This is a genomic window from Pseudomonas sp. 14P5.3.2 (genome assembly GCF_057799175.1).
Genome location: NZ_JBYOKU010000037.1, coordinates 1 through 17,656 on the forward strand (window position 1 = coordinate 1; position 17,656 = coordinate 17,656).

The 17,656-nt window shown below is 61.3% G+C and carries 18 protein-coding genes and 1 pseudogene; 10 read left to right on the forward strand and 9 right to left on the reverse strand.

Translation table 11 applies throughout. The annotated features are described in order from the left end of the window. Positions 1-107: 107 nt before the first annotated feature. Positions 108-1,139 (reverse strand): HTH-type transcriptional regulator GntR, encoded by a 1,032-nt coding sequence (gene gntR / locus AC27VU_RS23760; RefSeq protein ID WP_045122601.1) that lies wholly within the window; start codon positions 1,137-1,139, stop codon positions 108-110. Positions 1,140-1,355: 216 nt separating this feature from the next. Between gntR and AC27VU_RS23765 the strand changes: the two genes are divergently transcribed. Together AC27VU_RS23765 and AC27VU_RS23770 are read left to right on the forward strand one after the other, a co-directional pair. Continuing rightward, positions 1,356-1,889: a gluconokinase gene (locus AC27VU_RS23765; protein ID WP_003227379.1), complete on the forward strand. Its 534-nt coding sequence runs from the start codon at positions 1,356-1,358 to the stop codon at positions 1,887-1,889. 82 nt (positions 1,890-1,971) lie between these two features. Then, positions 1,972-3,327, forward strand: a complete 1,356-nt coding sequence (locus tag AC27VU_RS23770; protein WP_201136783.1) for a GntP family permease — start codon at positions 1,972-1,974, stop codon at positions 3,325-3,327. 183 nt (positions 3,328-3,510) lie between these two features. Here AC27VU_RS23770 and alaC read toward each other — a convergent pair whose 3' ends face one another. Then, positions 3,511-4,725, reverse strand: coding sequence for an alanine transaminase (gene alaC, locus AC27VU_RS23775; protein ID WP_003227374.1), 1,215 nt, complete (start codon positions 4,723-4,725; stop codon positions 3,511-3,513). Positions 4,726-4,861: 136 nt separating this feature from the next. Here alaC and AC27VU_RS23780 point away from each other — a divergent pair, with 136 nt between their 5' ends. The 3 genes from AC27VU_RS23780 to AC27VU_RS23790 all read left to right on the forward strand — a co-directional run bounded on the left by AC27VU_RS23780 (position 4,862) and on the right by AC27VU_RS23790 (position 6,899). Next, a complete protein-coding gene (locus AC27VU_RS23780; RefSeq protein ID WP_262142121.1) occupies positions 4,862-5,524 on the forward strand; it encodes a LysE family translocator in 663 nt (220 codons plus the stop codon). Positions 5,525-5,592: 68 nt separating this feature from the next. Then, positions 5,593-6,087 (forward strand): GyrI-like domain-containing protein, encoded by a 495-nt coding sequence (locus AC27VU_RS23785; protein WP_003227370.1) that lies wholly within the window; start codon positions 5,593-5,595, stop codon positions 6,085-6,087. 323 nt (positions 6,088-6,410) lie between these two features. Then, positions 6,411-6,899, forward strand: coding sequence for a GNAT family N-acetyltransferase (locus AC27VU_RS23790; protein WP_488725032.1), 489 nt, complete (start codon positions 6,411-6,413; stop codon positions 6,897-6,899). A 170-nt stretch (positions 6,900-7,069) separates the two neighbouring features. Here AC27VU_RS23790 and AC27VU_RS23795 read toward each other — a convergent pair whose 3' ends face one another. Continuing rightward, positions 7,070-7,555 carry a GNAT family N-acetyltransferase gene (locus tag AC27VU_RS23795; protein ID WP_103486042.1) on the reverse strand — a complete coding sequence of 162 codons (486 nt, stop codon included), beginning with the start codon at positions 7,553-7,555 and terminating at the stop codon, positions 7,070-7,072. A gap of 222 nt (positions 7,556-7,777) precedes the next feature. Between AC27VU_RS23795 and AC27VU_RS23800 the strand changes: the two genes are divergently transcribed. Together AC27VU_RS23800 and AC27VU_RS23805 are read left to right on the forward strand one after the other, a co-directional pair. Then, a complete protein-coding gene (locus AC27VU_RS23800) occupies positions 7,778-8,122 on the forward strand; it encodes a YciI family protein (RefSeq protein WP_003227360.1) in 345 nt (114 codons plus the stop codon). Beyond that, complete coding sequence (locus tag AC27VU_RS23805) at positions 8,115-9,344, forward strand: RNA polymerase sigma factor (protein ID WP_488725033.1); 1,230 nt, start codon at positions 8,115-8,117, stop codon at positions 9,342-9,344. Before AC27VU_RS23800 ends, AC27VU_RS23805 begins: the two co-directional genes overlap by 8 nt. Before the next feature lie 122 nt (positions 9,345-9,466). Here the strand turns inward: AC27VU_RS23805 and AC27VU_RS23810 are convergent, their stop codons facing one another. After that, entirely contained in the window at positions 9,467-10,192 is a 726-nt protein-coding gene (locus AC27VU_RS23810) for an SDR family oxidoreductase (protein WP_400507368.1), read from the reverse strand. Positions 10,193-10,303: 111 nt separating this feature from the next. On the opposite strand from AC27VU_RS23810, the gene AC27VU_RS23815 reads away from it, so the two are divergent. Further along, the gene (locus AC27VU_RS23815) at positions 10,304-11,140 is read left to right on the forward strand and encodes a LysR family transcriptional regulator (RefSeq protein ID WP_488725034.1); all 837 of its coding nucleotides are present in this window, start codon (positions 10,304-10,306) and stop codon (positions 11,138-11,140) included. A 96-nt stretch (positions 11,141-11,236) separates the two neighbouring features. On the opposite strand, the gene AC27VU_RS23820 is transcribed toward AC27VU_RS23815, so the two are convergent. Beyond that, complete coding sequence (locus tag AC27VU_RS23820; protein ID WP_103486046.1) at positions 11,237-12,091, reverse strand: LysR family transcriptional regulator; 855 nt, start codon at positions 12,089-12,091, stop codon at positions 11,237-11,239. A gap of 89 nt (positions 12,092-12,180) precedes the next feature. On the opposite strand from AC27VU_RS23820, the gene AC27VU_RS23825 reads away from it, so the two are divergent. Further along, complete coding sequence (locus tag AC27VU_RS23825) at positions 12,181-12,612, forward strand: multidrug/biocide efflux PACE transporter (protein ID WP_201136792.1); 432 nt, start codon at positions 12,181-12,183, stop codon at positions 12,610-12,612. A 159-nt stretch (positions 12,613-12,771) separates the two neighbouring features. On the opposite strand, the gene AC27VU_RS23830 is transcribed toward AC27VU_RS23825, so the two are convergent. Further along, complete coding sequence (locus AC27VU_RS23830; RefSeq protein ID WP_400507373.1) at positions 12,772-13,527, reverse strand: SDR family NAD(P)-dependent oxidoreductase; 756 nt, start codon at positions 13,525-13,527, stop codon at positions 12,772-12,774. Positions 13,528-13,647: 120 nt separating this feature from the next. On the opposite strand from AC27VU_RS23830, the gene AC27VU_RS23835 reads away from it, so the two are divergent. Beyond that, on the forward strand, positions 13,648-14,544 hold the full coding sequence (locus AC27VU_RS23835) for a LysR family transcriptional regulator (protein WP_488725035.1): 897 nt from the start codon (positions 13,648-13,650) through the stop codon (positions 14,542-14,544). Positions 14,545-14,662: 118 nt separating this feature from the next. Here AC27VU_RS23835 and AC27VU_RS23840 read toward each other — a convergent pair whose 3' ends face one another. The 3 genes and pseudogenes from AC27VU_RS23840 to AC27VU_RS23850 all read right to left on the reverse strand — a co-directional run bounded on the left by AC27VU_RS23840 (position 14,663) and on the right by AC27VU_RS23850 (position 17,551). Further along, the gene (locus tag AC27VU_RS23840) at positions 14,663-16,279 is read right to left on the reverse strand and encodes an inorganic phosphate transporter (protein WP_115989069.1); all 1,617 of its coding nucleotides are present in this window, start codon (positions 16,277-16,279) and stop codon (positions 14,663-14,665) included. A 127-nt stretch (positions 16,280-16,406) separates the two neighbouring features. Further along, a pseudogene (locus AC27VU_RS23845) lies at positions 16,407-16,496 on the reverse strand (metal ABC transporter ATP-binding protein); the annotation flags it as partial. A 32-nt stretch (positions 16,497-16,528) separates the two neighbouring features. After that, a complete protein-coding gene (locus tag AC27VU_RS23850) occupies positions 16,529-17,551 on the reverse strand; it encodes a transporter (RefSeq protein ID WP_103486050.1) in 1,023 nt (340 codons plus the stop codon). Positions 17,552-17,656: the final 105 nt, after the last annotated feature.

Below are 17,656 nucleotides of genomic sequence, written 5' to 3' on the forward strand. Positions count from 1 at the left end.
AGTTGTTTTTTCCCTCCCCCCCCCCCCCTCCCCCCCAACCACCCCCGCTCCCACAGGGAGATTGGGTTTCACCTTGGCATTTGTGACCATCCGAGGGATTTCAGGGGTCAGGTACTCTCGCGAATCTTCAACTCGAAGCCCATATCCTCAACCGGTCGCGCCACGCTGTTGCCGGCCATCAACGTCAACATCTGCTCCGCCGCACGCCGGCCGATTGCCTCGCGCGGGGTGTTGATGCTGCTCAGGCGCGGCACCATGTGCTCGGACATCGGCAAGTCATTGAAGCCGAGAATCGCCACCTGCTCGGGGATCCTGATCCCGTTGCGCAACGCTTCCAGCAGCGCACCCTGCGCGAGGTCGTCGTTACCAAAGAAGATCGCATCGACATCCGGATGCGCCGCCAGCAGTTGCAGGAACAGCTCACCGCCCAGGCCAACAGACGAGGAACGTGGGGTCAGCACTTCCAGATCCGGGTCGTAGCGACCGGCCTTTTGCAGGGCTTTGCGGAAACCTTCGCCGCGCAACAAAGTGCGCTGATCGAGTTGTGCGCCGATGTAGGCCAGACGCTTGCGCCCACGAGAGAGCAAATGTTCGGCAGCGGTTTCGCCGGCATTGAGCTGGGAGAAACCCACGCAATTCACCCCGGCGGCGCTGTCCAGTTCCATCATGTACACGCAGGGAATGTTGCTGGCCTCGATCATCCGCCGCGAACTTTCAGTGCGGTCGAAGCCGGTCAGCAGCAAACCGCGCGGCTGATAGGCCATGTAGTTGCGCAACAGGTTTTCTTCTTCATCGCGTGAGTAGTGGAAGTTGCCGATCAGCACTTCGAAGCCCTTGGGCGTGAGTACCCGATGAATGGCTTCCAGCGTATCGATGAACAACAGGTTGGACAGCGACGGCACCAGGACCACCACCGAATGGCTCTGCGCCGAGGCCAGTGCGCGGGCGGCAGGGTTGACCACGTAGTTGAGTTCGAGCGCGGCTTTCTGCACTTTTTCCACCAGTTCGGTGGCCACGGTGCTGACTCCGCGCAGAGCGCGAGAGGCGGTAATCGGGCTCACGCCGGCGAGGCGGGCAACTTCATTAAGGGTGGGACGGCCGGTGGTGCGAGTGTTTTTATCGTTTTTAGGGGTGGTCATCGGGCGGCTTGCCAAACAAAAATCAAGGCACTAAGGTAGCGCTGTCCTGATGCAGCTGCAAATGCGTAAGCGAGGTCCTGCCTGATCTCGCTTTTTGGCGTTGGGGCGCAAACCTGCTGCAACCCAAAAAAACGACAAGAAGGCGTCGGCAACTTCTGCCTGTGCACTAGAGTCATAGCTAGCAAAGGTAGCGCTGTCTGCGCGCTGAGGTGTTATATGAGTCATCCCATCACCGCCCTGGTCATCATGGGCGTTGCCGGTTGCGGCAAGACGTGCGTCAGCGAGGCCCTGTGCCAATTGAGCGGCGCCACTGCCATTGAAGGCGATACTTTTCATCCGGCCGCCAACATCGAAAAGATGAGCGCGGGGATCCCCCTGAACGACGACGACCGTGCCGGCTGGCTCGACAGCCTGTGCGATGAACTGCGCCGTGTCGACGCCCTTGGCGAGCGTCCGGTGCTGACCTGTTCGGCCCTCAAACACAGTTATCGCGAAGTGCTGCGCAGTGCCTTGCCGGGCCTGGGCTTCGTGTTCCTGGAGCTGACCCCGGAAGTGGCCGCCGACCGTGTATCGCATCGCCCGGGCCACTTCATGCCGGCGACGCTGATCGAAAGCCAGTTCGCCACCCTCGAATCGCCGGTCGGCGAGCCGCTGACCCTGGCGCTGAATGCTTCGATCCACAGTGTTGAAGAGCTTGCCGCGCAAGCCCACGTCTGGTGGCAGGCCCATGGTCTGAAACAGGCGGTATGAGTGTGTTCATGCAGATAGCGCAGTCCTCACGATTTCTGTTCAACCCGCTTTAATAACAACAACAAGCCAGGAGACACCCCCAATGTTTGGCATGTCCCACGACACGTTTCTGCTGCTTGATGCAGTGGTCACGGTAATCGGGCTGATTGTCCTGATTACCAAGTTCAAGATTCACCCCTTCATCTCCCTGACCATTGCCGCTGCCTTTCTCGGCCTGACGTCCGGCATGCCGATCGGCACCATCATCAAGGCGTTCCAGGACGGCTTCGGTGGCGTGCTCGGTTTCGTCGGGATCATCCTCGCGCTGGGCACCATGCTCGGCAAAATGATGGCCGAATCCGGTGGTGCCGATCAGATCGCCCAGACCCTGATCCGCGCCTTCGGCAAGGAAAGGGTCCAGTGGGCGATGATGTTCGCCGCGTTCCTGGTGGGTATTCCGCTGTTCTTCGAAATCGGCTTCGTGTTGCTGATTCCGTTGGTGTTCATCGTCGCCCGGCGTACCGGTGTGTCGATCATCAAGATCGGTATCCCGCTGCTCGCTGGCCTGTCTGCGGTACACGGTCTGGTGCCCCCGCACCCGGGCCCGCTGCTGGCGATCGGGGTATTTGGCGCCGACATCGGCAAGACCATTCTCTACGGTCTGATCGTCGCGCTGCCGACCGCAATCATTGCCGGTCCGATCTTCGGTACGTTCATTGCCAAGCATATTCCCGGCACGCCGAATCAGGACCTGGTCGATCAACTGGCCCGTGAGAACGACGAGTCGGCCAAGCTGCCAAGCTTCAGCATCACCCTGATCACCGTGCTGCTGCCGGTGTTCCTGATGCTGCTGAAAACCTTCGCTGACGTGGCGCTGCCGGACGGTCACTTCTTCCGCACCTGGATGGACATGATCGGTCACCCGATCTCCGCACTGCTGCTGGCGTTGCTGCTGTCGCTGTACACCTTTGGCCACAAGCAGGGCATCGGTTCGCAGCAGATCCTCAAGTGGCTGGACGCGAGCCTGGCGCCGACCGCCGCGATCATCCTGATCATCGGTGCCGGTGGTGGCTTCAAGCAGATGCTGGTGACCAGCGGCGTGGGCGACGTGATCGGCCACATGGCGGTCAGCGCGCAGATCTCGCCGATCCTGCTGGCGTGGCTGGTGGCGGCGGTGATTCGTATCGCCACCGGTTCGGCCACCGTGGCGACCATCACTGGCGCGGGCATCGTGGTGCCGGTGGTGGGGATGATCCCGGGCGTCAACCGTGAACTGCTGGTGCTGGCCACCGGCGCCGGCTCGCTGATCCTGTCCCATGTGAACGACGCCGGTTTCTGGCTGGTGAAGCAGTACTTCAACATGACCGTGGCCGAAACCTTCAAGACCTGGACCGCGATGGAAACCATCCTGTCGGTGGTTGCGTTGGGCTTTATCCTGCTGTTGTCGCTGTTCGTCTAAGCAGCTTCTTGCAGACACAAAAAAACCGCAGCGATGCGGTTTTTTTGTGGGTGACGGTATCAGGCTCAATACATTACCCCTGTGGGAGCGGGCTTGCCCGCGAAGGCGTCGTGTCAGTCGACATCAATGTTGTCTGAACCACCGCATTCGCGGGCAAGCCCGCTCCCACAGTGTGACGTGTTGTCAGACGGCTTTCGGTGCTAATCCATCCGCCCGGAACATCCCGCGAATCCCGCGCACTGCCTGACGAATCCGGTCCTGGTTTTCGATCAGCGCGAAGCGCACGTGATCATCACCATACTCACCAAAACCCACCCCCGGCGAGACGCAGACCTTGGCCTCGGCCAGCAGCTTCTTGGCAAATTCCAGCGAACCGAGGTGCGCATAAGCTTCGGGAATCTTCGCCCAGACGTACATCGAAGCCTTCGGGTTCTCGACCATCCAGCCCAGCTCATGCAGGCCTTTGACCAGCACGTTGCGACGCTGGCGATACTGCTCGGCGATGTCGCGCACGCATTGCTGATCGCCTTCCAGCGCGGCAATCGCCGCCACTTGCAGCGGAGTGAAAGTGCCGTAGTCGTGGTAGCTCTTGATCCGCGCCAGCGCGTTGACCAGCTCCGGGTTGCCGACCATGAAACCGATGCGCCAGCCGGCCATGTTGTAGCTTTTGGACAGGGTGAAAAACTCCACCGCGATGTCCTTGGCGCCGGGCACCTGCATGATCGACGGGGCTTTCCAGCCGTCATAGACGATGTCGGCGTAGGCCAGGTCGTGCACCACCAGTACGTCGTACTGCTTGGCGAGGGCGATCACCCGTTCGAAGAAATCCAGCTCCACGCACTGCGCGGTGGGGTTGGACGGGAAGCCGAGGATCATCATCTTCGGTTTCGGGATCGAGCCACGGATGGCCCGTTCCAGCTCAGCGAAAAAGTCTACGCCGGGCACCAGCGGTACCGAACGCACCTGGGCGCCGGCAATCACTGCGCCGTAGATGTGAATCGGGTAGCTCGGGTTCGGCACCAGTACCGTGTCGCCCTGATCCAGGGTCGCCAGCATCAAGTGCGCCAGGCCTTCCTTGGAACCGATGGTGACAATGGCTTCGCTTTCCGGGTCGATATCGACCGCGTAGCGTTCCTTGTACCAGTTGGAAATCGCCCGACGCAGGCGCGGAATGCCCTTGGACGTGGAGTACCCGTGGGTGTCTTCGCGCTGTGCAACCTGCACCAGTTTTTCGACGATGTGCGGCGGTGTGGCCCCGTCGGGGTTGCCCATGCTCAAGTCGATGATGTCTTCACCACGACGCCGCGCGGCCATCTTCAGCTCGGCGGTGATGTTGAAAACGTAAGGGGGGAGTCGATCAATGCGCGCAAAGCGGCGCGGCGAACCTTGTTCAGCCATTGTTGCCTCGGATAACGTAAGCGCCCGGAACCGTCCGAGCGACGCTGGTCACTGCGGTGACCTGTGGCGGAAGATAAGGGCAGCGATGGCGGACTGTCCAGCGTGCACGACAATAATTTTTCCAAGGAAATGCTTAATGGAATTCACCAGCGGCTTCTTGCTGAGCCTCTCGCTGTGCCTGGATATCGGCGTGGCCAACATCGCAATGATCACGTTGGCGATGCAGCGCGGATACTTTCAGGGCTTCGCGCTGGGCCTCGGCACCTGCGTCGGCGACCTGATCTACGCGGTGTTGGCGCTGGCCGGGATGACCGTGCTGTTGCAGTACGAAATCGTGCGCTGGGTGCTGTGGATCGGCGGGTCGGCGCTGCTGATCTACTTTGCGGCAAAGATGATCTATTCGGCTATTCACCACGAGGCGCAGTTGGCGGCGACGGCGGAAGTGGGGCAGAACTCGCATCGCAAGGAGTTCTTTCGCGGGATCTTCCTCGCCATGTCCTCGCCAAGCGCGATTCTGTGGTTCGCCGCGGTTGGCGGCACCTTGATCGCCCGCTCCGGTGGCGGCGGCCCGCTGAGCTCGGCGTTGTTCCTCGGCGGTTTCCTCTGCGCCGGGCTGCTGTGGTCGGCCGGTCTGTGCTTCGCCGCGAGCCACGGCGGCAAGCTGCTGGGTGACAAGCTGTTGCGCTATTCCTACATGGCATCGGCGGCGATCTTCTGCTATTTCGCGGTTTACGTGATCGTATCCGGTTATAACGAGTTCGTTGGCTCCGGGGCCGCCGACCAGTTGCACGCCCTGTAACATTGCGAATCGGGTTTGGCTTCTATACTCAGCAGCCGAACCCCTTCTTTTGTTCCAGGAGTCGAGTCATGGATGAGCAAAAACGCGTCGAAGTGGCTGAACCTCGCTTCGAACATGGACACTTCCTGCTGATCGCAGGATTTCGTGGTCGATTTACCCAGGACACCGCCAAGGACATCCCCGCGCTGTGGGAAAAGTTCTTGCCGCACCTGGGAAAGATACAGGGACAAAAAAACGAAGTGACCTACGGCGTCTGCAGCAATTTCGACGGCAAGGGTGGCTTTGATTACATCGCCGGGGTGGAAATCAGCAAGCTTGATGACCTCGACCAGAAGATCTACCAGTGGGTTGAAGTGCTGCCCCGGCAGTACGCGGTGTTCGAGCACAAGGGCCCGCTCGATCAGTTGCCGCAGACCCTGCAATACATCTACAAGACCTGGCTGCCGACCTCCCACTACGTGGAACTGAATGCCCCGGAGCTGGAACGCTACAGCGCCGATTTCAATCCGCGACTGCACACCGGCAAACTGGAAATCTGCGTGCCGGTCGATACCAAGGCCTGAGCCATAAAACATGAGGCGGATCACTGATCCGCCTCATGTTTTCAACCGCGTTTACCCTTGCCCACCCGTCGCGCCCGCAACAGGTCAATGCCCAGGGTGATAAAGCCGAAGGTACTGATGCCCAACACCATCAACAGGCCGATTTCAACGCTGCTCATAAGCGGTTCCCCTCAAGGGTGATCAGAGACACACCGCAGAAATAGCTCGCCGTCCGCACGAAGAAAAGCGCTTATACGCAGGCTTTACGCCGCCCGTGCGGATCGATATGAACACCTTATTCCTTTATGCTTTGCGCACTTTTCTCCGCTGATTTTCGAGCTGCCATGAACACCGTCATCCGCAACGCCACCGCCGCCGACCTGGATCGCTGCTACGCCATCGAAACCGTTGCCTACGAAGGCGATGAAGCCGCCACCCGCGAAAAGATCGCCACGCGCATTGCCACTTGGCCAGAGGGTTTCATCGTCGCCGAAGTGGACGGCGTGGTCGCCGGTTTCATCAACTCGGGCGCGGCGTTTGAGGTGCAGATGTCGGACGAGGCGTTCAAGGAACTGATCGGCCATGATCCGAAGGGCCCGAACGTGGTGATCATGTCGGTGGTGGTGCACCCGGACTATCAGGGGCAGGGCCTGGCCAAGCGGCTGATGGCCGACTTCATCGAGCGCATGCGCGGGATGGATAAAGCGACGATTCATCTGATGTGCAAAGAGAAGCACATTCCGCTGTATGCCGGGTTTGGCTTTGCCTATATCAAGCCGTCGGAGTCAGACCATGGCGGGATGGCGTGGCACGAGATGATCCTGACCCTATAAGCCAACACCATTCAAAACTGTAGGAGCTGCCGAAGGCTGCGATCTTTTGATCTTGCTGTTAAGAAGATCAAGATCAAAAGATCGCAGCCTGCGGCAGCTCCTACAAGGGGATCACGTACTTTTTTCGGTCGTGGGCAGGCCGTAACATCGTCGTGCATCCCTTGATGATTTTAGAAAAACAGCCCCATGCGCCGCTCGTACCCGATCCGGCCCTTGTACGCTTCGCCGCTGTCGACGAAACCGTATCTGGCGTACAGCGCAATCGCCGCGTCGTTATCGGCGTCCACCGACAGTTCCAGCCCCTTGATCTCCGGCCATGCTTCGCGTGCCACGTCGGCCAGCGCTTGCAGGCAGGCCTTGCCGTAACCCTTGCCTTGCGCGCGGTGATCGACCTGCAAGGCGTGCAGGGTGGCGCTGTGTTCATTGGCCCAGGCCGGCAGCACGGGCGGGCGCTTGAGCAGCAGAAACGCCACCGGCACCTGATCGGCCAGCAGCGCGAAACCCTTTACGCCAGGACCGGGTTTGGACAGCAGCGTGTGCAACGCGCCGTGAATGTCGCCGGAGAATTTGATCTGCTCGGGATGAATTTCAATCGCCTCGACTTGCTGACGCTGCAAGGCGTTCAGGCTGTCGTACGGCACGAGTTGGGCTGACACGGGAATTTCCTTTTTCCTACAAAAGATGAGCCTCGGATTCTAGCGACTTTGTGTCCGGCGCAATTTATTTGTTTGGCCTGTCGATCAGCACGTCGACCGAACGACTAAGGATGTGCCCACGAACATGGACGGCACCGTTCGATCCGATGAGCGGCGCCACGCTGTTCGATGTGCAGCCCTGATCTTCAGCCATAGTTGATCCGTTCGATTCAGGAGAAAACCATGAAGTATCTATGCCTGGTCTACAGCGATGAGCGCCTGCTGCACACCTCGCCCGACAGCCCGGAAGACGCCGAATGCTGGGCCTACGCCGAGTCGATTCAGGGCAGCGGGCGGATGGTCGCGGCCGAAGCGCTGGAGTCGGTGCAGACCGCGACCACGGTGCGTATGCGCAACGGCAAGCTGTCGATCACCGATGGCCCGTTCGCTGAAACCAAGGAGCAACTGGCCGGGTTTTACCTGATCGACGCCAAGGATCTGAACGAAGCGATTCAGGTCGCCGGGCATATTCCGGCGGCCCGGGTCGGCAGCGTCGAAGTGCGCCCGGTCCGGCAGTTGAATGTCTGACGTCCGGGCGCGGGTCGAGCAGGTCTATCGCGAAGACTCGCGGCGGATTCTGGCGACGCTGATTCGTCTGCTCGGCGATTTCGACCTCGCCGAAGAAGCCTTGCACGAGGCGTTCTTCGTCGCGGTCGAGCGCTGGCAGCGCGATGGTGTGCCGGACAATCCGCGTACCTGGCTGGTGTCCACTGGGCGCTTCAAGGCCATTGATGTATTGCGCCGCCGTGCCCGCTTCAAGGCCTCGCAGCCGCTGTTGCTGGCGCAGCTCGAAGAACTGGAGCAGGCCGACTGGAGTGGCGAAGACGTGGAAGACGACCGCCTGCGGCTGATCTTCACGTGCTGTCACCCGGCGCTGGCGGCGGATGCGCAAGTGCCGCTGACCCTGCGTGAAGTCTGCGACCTGACCACCGAGGAAATCGCCCGCGCGTTTCTCTCGGCACCGGCGGCGATTGCCCAGCGCATCGTGCGGGCCAAGGCCAAGATTCGTGATGCGAAAATCCCTTATCAAGTCCCCAGCCTGAGCGAGTTGCCCGAGCGCCTCGACAGCGTGCTACGGGTGATTTATCTGGTGTTCAACGAAGGCTATTCGGCGTCGATGGGGGCGGAGGTGACGCGTGAAGAGCTGACCCGCGAGGCGATTCGGCTCGGGCGGTTGCTGATGGAGCTGCTGCCGGAACCGGAGGTCATGGGCTTGCTCGCGCTGATGCTGTTGCACGAGTCACGTCGGCCGGCGCGCACTTCGCCCAGTGGTGAACTGGTGCTGCTGGATGACCAGGATCGTTCGCACTGGGATGCCGGGTTGATCGCCGAAGGCTGCGCGCTGGTGGAGCGGGCGCTGACCACCCGACGCTTCGGGCCGTATTGTCTGCAAGCGGCAATAGCGGCGGTGCACGCCGAAGCGCCGTCAGCGGCGGAAACGGATTGGCAGCAGATAGTGGGGCTGTATGACGTGCTGTTGCGGGCGTCGCCGTCGCCGGTGATCGAGTTGAACCGTGCGGTGGCGGTGGCCAAGCGCGATGGGGCGTTGGCGGGGCTGACGCTGATCGAGGGGATCCTGGATCGCGGCGAGTTGCAGGATTACCACCTGGCACATTCGGCGCGGGCGGAGTTTTGTCGGCAGTTGGGTCGGGTGGAGCAGGCGCGGGCGGCTTATTTGCGTGTCCTGGAGCTGACCCGGCAGGAGCCGGAGCGGCGGTTTATCGAGGGGCGGCTTCGCGAACTGGATTGATCCGAGATGTTCATTCGCAGTGCCGGCCCTTTCGCGAGCAAGCCCGCTCCCACAGTTGACCGCGTTCCAACTGTGGGAGCGGGCTTGCTCGCGAAGGGGCCAGTGCAGCCGACCTCAAACCATCAGGCCTGCTGCCGGGTCGCAGCCAGCACGATCTCGCGAATGCACACGCCCTGCGGCTGCTCATACGCATAGGCAATCGCCGTCGCCACATCCTCGGCACTCAATACCGTGCCGCCCATCTCCTGCTTCCACGCCTGATAGCCGGTCTTGATCGCCTCATCGGTGGTGTGGCTGAGCAATTCGGTCTCCACCGCACCCGGTGCAATGGTGGTCACGCGCACGTTGTGCGGCGCCAGTTCTTCGCGCAGGTTTTCCGACAAACCATGCACCGCGAACTTGGTGCCGACATACGCGACGTGATTCGGGAAAGTCTTGCGCCCGGCCACCGAGCTGACATTGATGATCGTACCGTGCTTGCGTTCGACCATCCCGGCGACGACGGCATGCACGCCGTTGAGCAGACCCTTCACATTGACGTCGAGCATCTGCTCCCACTGCGCCGGATCCTGCTCGCTCATCGCCCCCAGCAGCATTACGCCGGCGTTATTGATCAGCGCGTCGGCCGGGCCGAACTCTGCTTCTGCTTCGGCGACTGCCGCGAGCAGGGCGGTGCGATCAGTGATGTCGACCTGACGGCTGAGGCTGTTCGGCAGCTCCAGTGCCTCCAGGCGTTCAATACGCCGCGCCAGCAGCAGCAACGGATGCCCGGCAGCGCTGAAACGGCGGGCGGCGGCTGCGCCAATCCCCGAACTGGCGCCGGTGATGATGATCAAGGGCTTGCTCATACGTGAACTCCTGAAATAAGAAAATCAAATGACTGAATGCTGGGCGCAGTATATTTAGCGCGTTCTCGGCTGAAAAATGCCTTATTCCTCTGTCTGTCATCGGAATCACCTATGGATATCCGTCACCTCAAAGCCTTCCTCGCGGTGTTCGAAGAACGCAATATCACCGCAGCGGCACAACGCTTGTTCATCAGTCAGCCGACCCTGTCGGTGACCATCAGGCAGCTTGAAGAAGAACTCGGCGCGACGCTGTTCGTGCGTCAACCGCGTGGGGTCGAGGTCAGCGCGGAGGCGCGGTTGCTGTACCCGCAGGCGCGGCGCATGGTCGCTGAGGCCGAAGCCTTGAGCCGGATGTTTCGCGGCGGCGAGAACCGTGCGCCGCTGACCCTGGGCATCGAGGGCGACATCGCCGCCAGCCACATCGAAGCCTTCGTGCGCATGGCCCATCAGGCCTTGCCGAATCTGCTGCTGACGCTGGAGGAGGGCTGTCACGGTGACGGGCGGCTGGCGGTGGAGGAGATGTGCTGCGAGGACGAACTGTTCCTGCCGCTGTGGGAAGAACCCTATGTGATGGCGCTGCCGCTGGAGCATCCGATGGCGGTGGCGCAGGCCGGATGGGCGCCGATTGAAGACTGGATCACCTGCCCGCAACATCCGTCGCATCAGCGCTTGATGGCGTTGTACGGACGTTCGCCGGAGGCGGTGGCGGGGCATGCCGGCTCGTTGCAGCAGGCGCTGCACATGGTCGCGGCGGGTGTCGGCGTGGCGATGTTGCCGCAGTCGCTCGTCAGCGGGCATGCACGGGTGGTGGTACGTGCGCTGCACTTGCCGGCGCCGACTCGCCGGGTCGGCTTGTGCTATGCGGCGCAGGCGCTGGAGTTGCCGGCGATGCGTGGGTTGCAGGGGTATTTTCAGGAGAATCGGCCGGTGGACATTGCAGCGGCCTGACCGATCGCTTTCGCGAGCAGGCTCGCTCCCACATTGGATCTGTGGTGTTCACAAAATCCTTGTGGAAGCGAGCCTGCTCGCGAAGGGGCGCACCACCTATTCCAGCATCTTGCTCAGTAGCCAACTTCCCGCCGGCCCCGGCGGATAAGTCCGCGACCACAATGCATCGACATACACCGGCCGCGGCCAGCCACGCACCGTCAACTCCACCAGCGTGTCGTTGCCGAAGCGCGCCACCAGCCAGCGCGGCAACGCCGCCCAGCCGAAACCCATTTCCGCCATTTCCATCAGCATCAGGTAACTCGGCGCCGACCACACCCGGCCCTTCGCCCGGCTGTCATAGGGATTGACGATGGTCGCCAGGCGCAACTCGCGATGCTGCTCCAGCACTTGCTGGTCGACACATTCGATGCCGGTCAACACATGATCACGTTTGACGAACAGCGCCAGGTCCGTGCGCTCGGCGACGGTCGAGGTCACCAGATCCGGCGGATAGGTGTCCTGCATTTCGGCAAACGCCAGGTGCGCGCGGCCACGCTGGACCAACTCGATCAGGTCGTCGCACTCGGCGATCAGGCATTCCAGTTCCAGATCCGGATAGCGCTGTTCGAAGCCGACCAGCGCCGCCTCGAAACGTGCCGATTGATAGGTGTCGGAAATCGCCACGGTCAGCTTCGGCTCGACGCCTTCGGCCAGTTGCCGCGCGGTCATTTGCAGACGACTGGTGGCCGCCAGAATCGCCTCGGCCCGTTGCAGCATCACATGACCGGCCGGGGTCAGCGTCGGTTTGCGGCTGCTGCGGTCGAACAGCACCAGATCCAGATCGATCTCCAGGCTAGCCACTGCCGCACTGATGGTCGACTGACTGCGCCCCAGTTTGCGCGCCGCCGCCGAAAACGAACCTTGAGTGGCCGCTTGGACAAACGCCAGCAGCACTTCTTGCGAAGCCATGAACTATCGCCTTGATCGATGGTTATTGGTTATGAAGTATCGGTGTGAGGGCCGATCATGGCAACCTTCTTCACTCAAGGAGTCAGGCCATGACGGCTAACAAATCCATTGTTGAACGTATCTTTCAGGCCATCGGTTTCGAGTTTCTGGCGATCCTGATCTGCACGCCGTTGCTGGCGTGGATCATGGACAAGCCGCTGTTGGACATGGGCGCCGTAACCGTGCTGATTGCTCTGCTGGCGCTGGCGTGGAACGTGCTGTTCAACGGTTTTTTCGACCGCATGCTCAAGCGCCTGAACGTCGCGCACAACGCCTGGACGCGGGTGGTCCACGCGCTGTTGTTTGAAGGCGGGTTGATCGTGATGGGCGTGCCGCTGATTGCCTGGTGGCTGTCGGTCAGCCTGTGGCAGGCGTTCTTGCTGGACATCGGCGTGCTGCTGTTTTTCCTGCCATACACCTATGTGTATCACTGGGGGTATGACGTGGTGCGCGAGCGGTTATTGATGGCCCGTGCTGCTTAAGTCTGGAACACAACCTGTGGCGAGGGAGCTTGCTCCCGCTCGGCTGCGCAGCAGTCGTAAACCCGATAAACGCGGTCTGTCTGTCAGACCGCATTGGCCGGTTTTGGGGGGCGCTTCGCACCCCAGCGGGAGCAAGCTCCCTCGCCACAATGTTTGGGTTTAGAGGAACATCCCGCCCGATGCCTCGACTCGCTGCCCGTTGATCCACTGCGCGCCCGGCGCCAGCAACATCGACAACGCACCACCAATATCATCCGGTTGCCCGGCGCGACCCAGTGCGGTGTTGCTCGCGACCATCGCGTTCAACGCCGCGTTGTCGCGCACCGCGCCGCCACCAAAATCGGTCTCGATCGCGCCCGGCGCGAGAATGTTCACGCCGATCTGCCGCGCGCCCAGCTCCTTGGCCTGATAGCGGGTCAGTACTTCCATCGCGCCTTTCATCGCCGCGTAGGCAGCGTAGCCCGGCAGGCTGAAGCGGGTGAGGCCGCTGGAGATGTTGATGATGCGCCCGCCATCGTTAATCAGCGGCAGCAGTTGCTGAGTCAGGAAGAACGGCCCTTTGAGCTGGATGTTCATCAGCAGGTCGAATTGTTCCGGGGTGGTCTCGGCGAACAGCGCGTGGACACCGATCCCGGCGTTGTTGATCAGGAAGTCGAAGCGCGGACGCTCCAGTTGCTGCAGCGCTTGCGCAACCCGCGAGGCGAAATCGGCAAAGGTTTCGCTGCGGCCGACGTCCAGTTGCAGCATCACGGCTTTGGCGCCGCGTTGTTCCAGTTCTGTAACCAGTGCCTGGGCTTCATCGGCGCGGCTGTTGTAGGTGCCGATGATGTCCACGCCCTGCGCGGCGAGGTGCAGTGCGGCGTTCTTGCCAAGGCCTCGGCTGGCGCCGGTGATCAATGCGATTTTGCGGCTCATGTGAAATCCTCGATTGCGGTGAGTGGTGATGAGCAAAGTTTATTTATCCGCCATTGGGTGATAAACAGACTGAAACCGGAATCACTGATCGACTCCGCCGAACAATCAACGGGTGTCCTGATGAACAAACTGGAACTGCTGCGCACCTTCGTCCGGGTCAGCGAACTGTCGAGTTTCACCCTCGCCGGGGAGAGTCTCGGGCTGCCACGCTCGACCGTGTCCGAGCACGTTCAGGCCCTGGAAACCCTACTCGGCACACGCTTGCTGCAACGCACCACGCGCAAAGTGCAGGCGACTCAGGACGGCCTGGTGCTGTACGAACGCAGCAAGGATCTGCTGTCGCACATGGACGAGATCGAGGGTCTGTTTCGTCAGGATCCGGCATCGCTCATCGGGCGGATTCGCGTCGACATGCCGAACATTCTCTCGCGCCGCTTGATCATGCCGCTGCTGCCTGAGTTCATGGCGCGCCACCCGAATCTGGAATTGGAGATCAGCAGCACCGACCGCCGCGTCGATCTGCTCAGCGAGGGCTTCGATTGCGTGGTGCGCATTGGCGCGCAGCCGGATCAGTCGGTGGTGGCGCGGCATCTGGGCGACTTTCCGATGATCAACTGCGCCAGCCCCGCTTACCTCGAACGCCATGGCGTACCGCAGACGCTGGAGGATCTGGCGCAGCATCGGCTGGTGCATTACGTCGGCGTGCTCGGGTCGCGTTCCGAAGGCTTTGTGTATGAACAGGACGGACAGGTGCGGCGCCTGCCGATGGCCGGCAGTGTCACGGTCAACAGCACCGATGCCTATGAGTCGGCGTGCCTTGGCGGTTTCGGCCTGATCCAGGTGCCGCGCACCGGCATGCAGCCGCATCTGGACAATGGTGAACTGCTGACTGTGCTGCCGCAATTCACGGCGCCGGCGATGGGCATTTCAATCCTGTATGCGCGGCAACGGCACTTGCCGCTGCGGGTGCGGGTGTTCATGGATTGGTTGGGGGAGGTGATTCGTTCGACGCTCTAGCCAACAACACAAATCCAAATGTAGGAGCTGCCGAAGGCTGCGATCTTTTGATTTTGCTTTTTAAAAACAAGATCAAAAGATCGCAGCGTGCCGCAGCTCCTACAGGGGATTTGTGGGGTCAGAAAATCTGGGTGAACAGCCAGTACAGGCTGCCCGACAGCAGAATCGCCGCCGGCAAGGTCAGCACCCACGCCATCAGCAGATTGCGGATGGTCTTCATCTGCAAACCACCGCCATTGGCAACCATGGTCCCGGCCACGCCCGATGACAGCACGTGAGTGGTCGACACCGGTAAACCGAACATGTCCGCCGCGCCGATGGTCAGCATCGCCACGGTTTCCGCCGAGGCGCCTTGGGCGTAAGTCAGGTGGGTCTTGCCGATCTTCTCGCCGACCGTCACCACAATGCGTTTCCAGCCGACCATGGTGCCGAGGCCCAGGGCGATGGCCACGGCGATCTTTACCCACAGCGGAATGAAGCGCGTGGCGTTGTCGATCTGCTGCTTGAACAGCTGCAGTTTGTCAGTGGTGTCGGCGTCGAAGTTGCCGACCTTGTTCTTGTCCATCAGGCGGATGCTTTCGCTGGCCAGGTACATGTCATTACGCACGTTGCCCATGGCTTCGGCCGGGACTTTCGACAGCGAGCCATAGCCTTTGACCTCTTCGCCAATGTGTCCGGTGAGGGCGGCGAGGGCGGGGATCAGTTGCGGGGTGGCTTGCTTGCTGCGCACGTAATCGGACAGCACCGGGCGCGGATCGACCGGGGCTGGCAGCGGGGTATTTTTCACCAGCGCTTGCTGGGTGACTTCGGCGACGGCAGCGAATTGCAACGCCTGATCGGCCGGCATGGTGCGGTTCAAGGCGTAGGCCATCGGCAAGGTGCCGACCAGAATCAGCATGATCAGGCCCATGCCTTTCTGCCCGTCGTTGGAGCCGTGGGCGAACGACACGCCGGTGCAGGTGGCGATCAGCAAACCGCGAATCCACCACGGTGGCGGGTTGTTGCCTTCCGGCGCCTTATACAGCGCGCGATTCTTGATGAAGGCACGCATGGCCAGCAGCAACAGCGCCGCACAGCCGAAGCCCACCAACGGCGACAGCAGCAGGGCGTAACCGATCTTAGTCGCCTGCGCCCAGTCCACGCCGCTGGTGCCGTCGCGCCCGTGCATCAAGGCATTGGCGACGCCGACGCCGATGATCGAACCGATCAGCGTGTGGGAAGAGGAGGCCGGCAGGCCCAGCCACCAGGTGCCGAGGTTCCACAGGATCGCCGCGATCAACAGGGCGAAGATCATCGCGAAACCGGCGGACGAACCGACCTGCAGAATCAGCTCCACCGGCAGCAGGGCGATGATGCCGAACGCCACCGCGCCGCTGGACAACAGCACCCCGAGGAAATTGAAGAACCCCGACCAGACCACCGCCACATTTGGCGGCAGCGAGTGGGTGTAAATCACTGTCGCGACCGCGTTGGCGGTGTCGTGGAAACCGTTGACGAACTCAAAGCCCAGCGCAATCAGCAGCGCCACGCCGAGCAGCAGAAACGGGGTCCAGGTGGTGACGGTGGTGCCCAGCTCATGCATGTCGTGCATCAGGCTGTAAGCGGTGAACAGCATCCCCATGGCGAGCACCGCGAAGAACACCACGTAAGTGAACGGCCCGGGTTTTTTATCAAGTGCCGGCCGGCCGCCGTGGGCGGACGTGGGGCGGGCGGCGGTCAGGGAGGGAGTAGCCATGAGCGGACAATCCTGAGCGAGGGAAGGAGTGTCGGTCATGATCGTTGCTAAATATTACAGAGAGACTGCGGCAGGTCAGTGTTTGGGTTTTTAGCTCCACCACTGATCTGAAGGCTGAAGCAGATCCCTGTGGGAGCGAGCTTGCTCGCGAAAGCGGTGTGTCATTCAACAATGATGGTGCCTGATATTCCGTTTTCGCGAGCAAGCTCGCTCCCACAGGGGAACTGTGCTGGACATCAAGTTTGGTGGTTAGTAATCCCCACGTTTGCGAAACGCCCAACGCCCGGCAATCGCGGTAAACGTCACCACCAGCGCCACCAGAATCCAGAACCCCTCCGGATCACCTGCCAGCGGCACGCCCCCCACGTTCATCCCGAAGAAACCGGCGATGATGTTGATCGGCAGCGCCAGCACCGTGACCACGGTCAGGGTGAACAGGGTGCGGTTGCTCTGTTCGTTGAGGTTGGCGGCGATTTCTTCCTGGAGCAGTTTGATGCGCTCGCCGAGGGCGGTGAGGTCGTTGATGATCAGCGCGAACTCCTCGGTGGATTTGCGCAGCTCCTTGACGTCCTCCTTCTGCAGCCACGGCGGCGGACGGTTGAGCAGGCGCAGCAGCGAACCCGGCTCCAGCGCCAGCAGCCGTTGCAGGCGCACCAGCACCCGACGATTGGCGCCGAGTTCGGCGCGGTTGGTCGACAGGCGTGAGGAGAGCAATTCGTCCTCGACCTGATCGACGCTCATGCTGGTCTTGCGCACGATCTGCGTCAGCACTTCGCCCTGATCGCGCAACAAGTGCACCAGCAGTTCCGACGGCGAGCGAAAGCATTCGCCGGCCTTCACCGACGAACGCAATTTGTCCACCGAGTGCAGCGGTTGCAGGCGTGCGCTGACGATCAGTTTGCTGCGCACGCAAACCCACAGCGTCGACACGTCCGAGGAAACCATGCTGCTGAGGTTGAACACCACGTCGTTGACCACTGCCAATAACGCCGAGTCGACGTGCTCAATGCGTGTCGAACGCGAACCTTCGTGCAGCGCCTCGAAAAACTCTTCGGGCAATTGCAGATGACTTTTCATCCAGCGCTCGCACGCGGCGTGCGCCAGGTTCAGGTGCAGCCAGAGGAATTCATCACTGTCGCTGTCGTCTTGCAGACAACGCAGGGCGGTCGCTGAGTCGACTTCGCGGCCACGTTCACCGGGACGAAAACGGAAGCCGTAAAGCAAACCGAACAAATCAGGATCGCGATGACTGATATCGAGGCTGTGATTCATGGAGGCTCGCTGCGAGGAGGGGGTGTCGGTCGCGGAATGGCAGGTTCACTGAGCCGCATCATCGCAATCACGCATGACGCTTGTGTGACTGCAAAATGACAGTGA

Excerpts from the sequence above, each read along its gene's own strand:
- gntR (WP_045122601.1), bottom strand. The coding sequence starts at position 1,139 with ATGACCACCCCTAAAAACGATAAAAACACTCGCACCACCGGCCGTCCC.
- AC27VU_RS23765 (WP_003227379.1), top strand. The coding sequence starts at position 1,356 with ATGAGTCATCCCATCACCGCCCTGGTCATCATGGGCGTTGCCGGTTGC.
- AC27VU_RS23770 (WP_201136783.1), top strand. The coding sequence starts at position 1,972 with ATGTTTGGCATGTCCCACGACACGTTTCTGCTGCTTGATGCAGTGGTC.
- alaC (WP_003227374.1), bottom strand. The coding sequence starts at position 4,725 with ATGGCTGAACAAGGTTCGCCGCGCCGCTTTGCGCGCATTGATCGACTC.
- AC27VU_RS23780 (WP_262142121.1), top strand. The coding sequence starts at position 4,862 with ATGGAATTCACCAGCGGCTTCTTGCTGAGCCTCTCGCTGTGCCTGGAT.
- AC27VU_RS23785 (WP_003227370.1), top strand. The coding sequence starts at position 5,593 with ATGGATGAGCAAAAACGCGTCGAAGTGGCTGAACCTCGCTTCGAACAT.
- AC27VU_RS23790 (WP_488725032.1), top strand. The coding sequence starts at position 6,411 with ATGAACACCGTCATCCGCAACGCCACCGCCGCCGACCTGGATCGCTGC.
- AC27VU_RS23800 (WP_003227360.1), top strand. The coding sequence starts at position 7,778 with ATGAAGTATCTATGCCTGGTCTACAGCGATGAGCGCCTGCTGCACACC.
- AC27VU_RS23805 (WP_488725033.1), top strand. The coding sequence starts at position 8,115 with ATGTCTGACGTCCGGGCGCGGGTCGAGCAGGTCTATCGCGAAGACTCG.
- AC27VU_RS23810 (WP_400507368.1), bottom strand. The coding sequence starts at position 10,192 with ATGAGCAAGCCCTTGATCATCATCACCGGCGCCAGTTCGGGGATTGGC.
- AC27VU_RS23815 (WP_488725034.1), top strand. The coding sequence starts at position 10,304 with ATGGATATCCGTCACCTCAAAGCCTTCCTCGCGGTGTTCGAAGAACGC.
- AC27VU_RS23820 (WP_103486046.1), bottom strand. The coding sequence starts at position 12,091 with ATGGCTTCGCAAGAAGTGCTGCTGGCGTTTGTCCAAGCGGCCACTCAA.
- AC27VU_RS23825 (WP_201136792.1), top strand. The coding sequence starts at position 12,181 with ATGACGGCTAACAAATCCATTGTTGAACGTATCTTTCAGGCCATCGGT.
- AC27VU_RS23830 (WP_400507373.1), bottom strand. The coding sequence starts at position 13,527 with ATGAGCCGCAAAATCGCATTGATCACCGGCGCCAGCCGAGGCCTTGGC.
- AC27VU_RS23835 (WP_488725035.1), top strand. The coding sequence starts at position 13,648 with ATGAACAAACTGGAACTGCTGCGCACCTTCGTCCGGGTCAGCGAACTG.
- AC27VU_RS23840 (WP_115989069.1), bottom strand. The coding sequence starts at position 16,279 with ATGGCTACTCCCTCCCTGACCGCCGCCCGCCCCACGTCCGCCCACGGC.
- AC27VU_RS23850 (WP_103486050.1), bottom strand. The coding sequence starts at position 17,551 with ATGAATCACAGCCTCGATATCAGTCATCGCGATCCTGATTTGTTCGGT.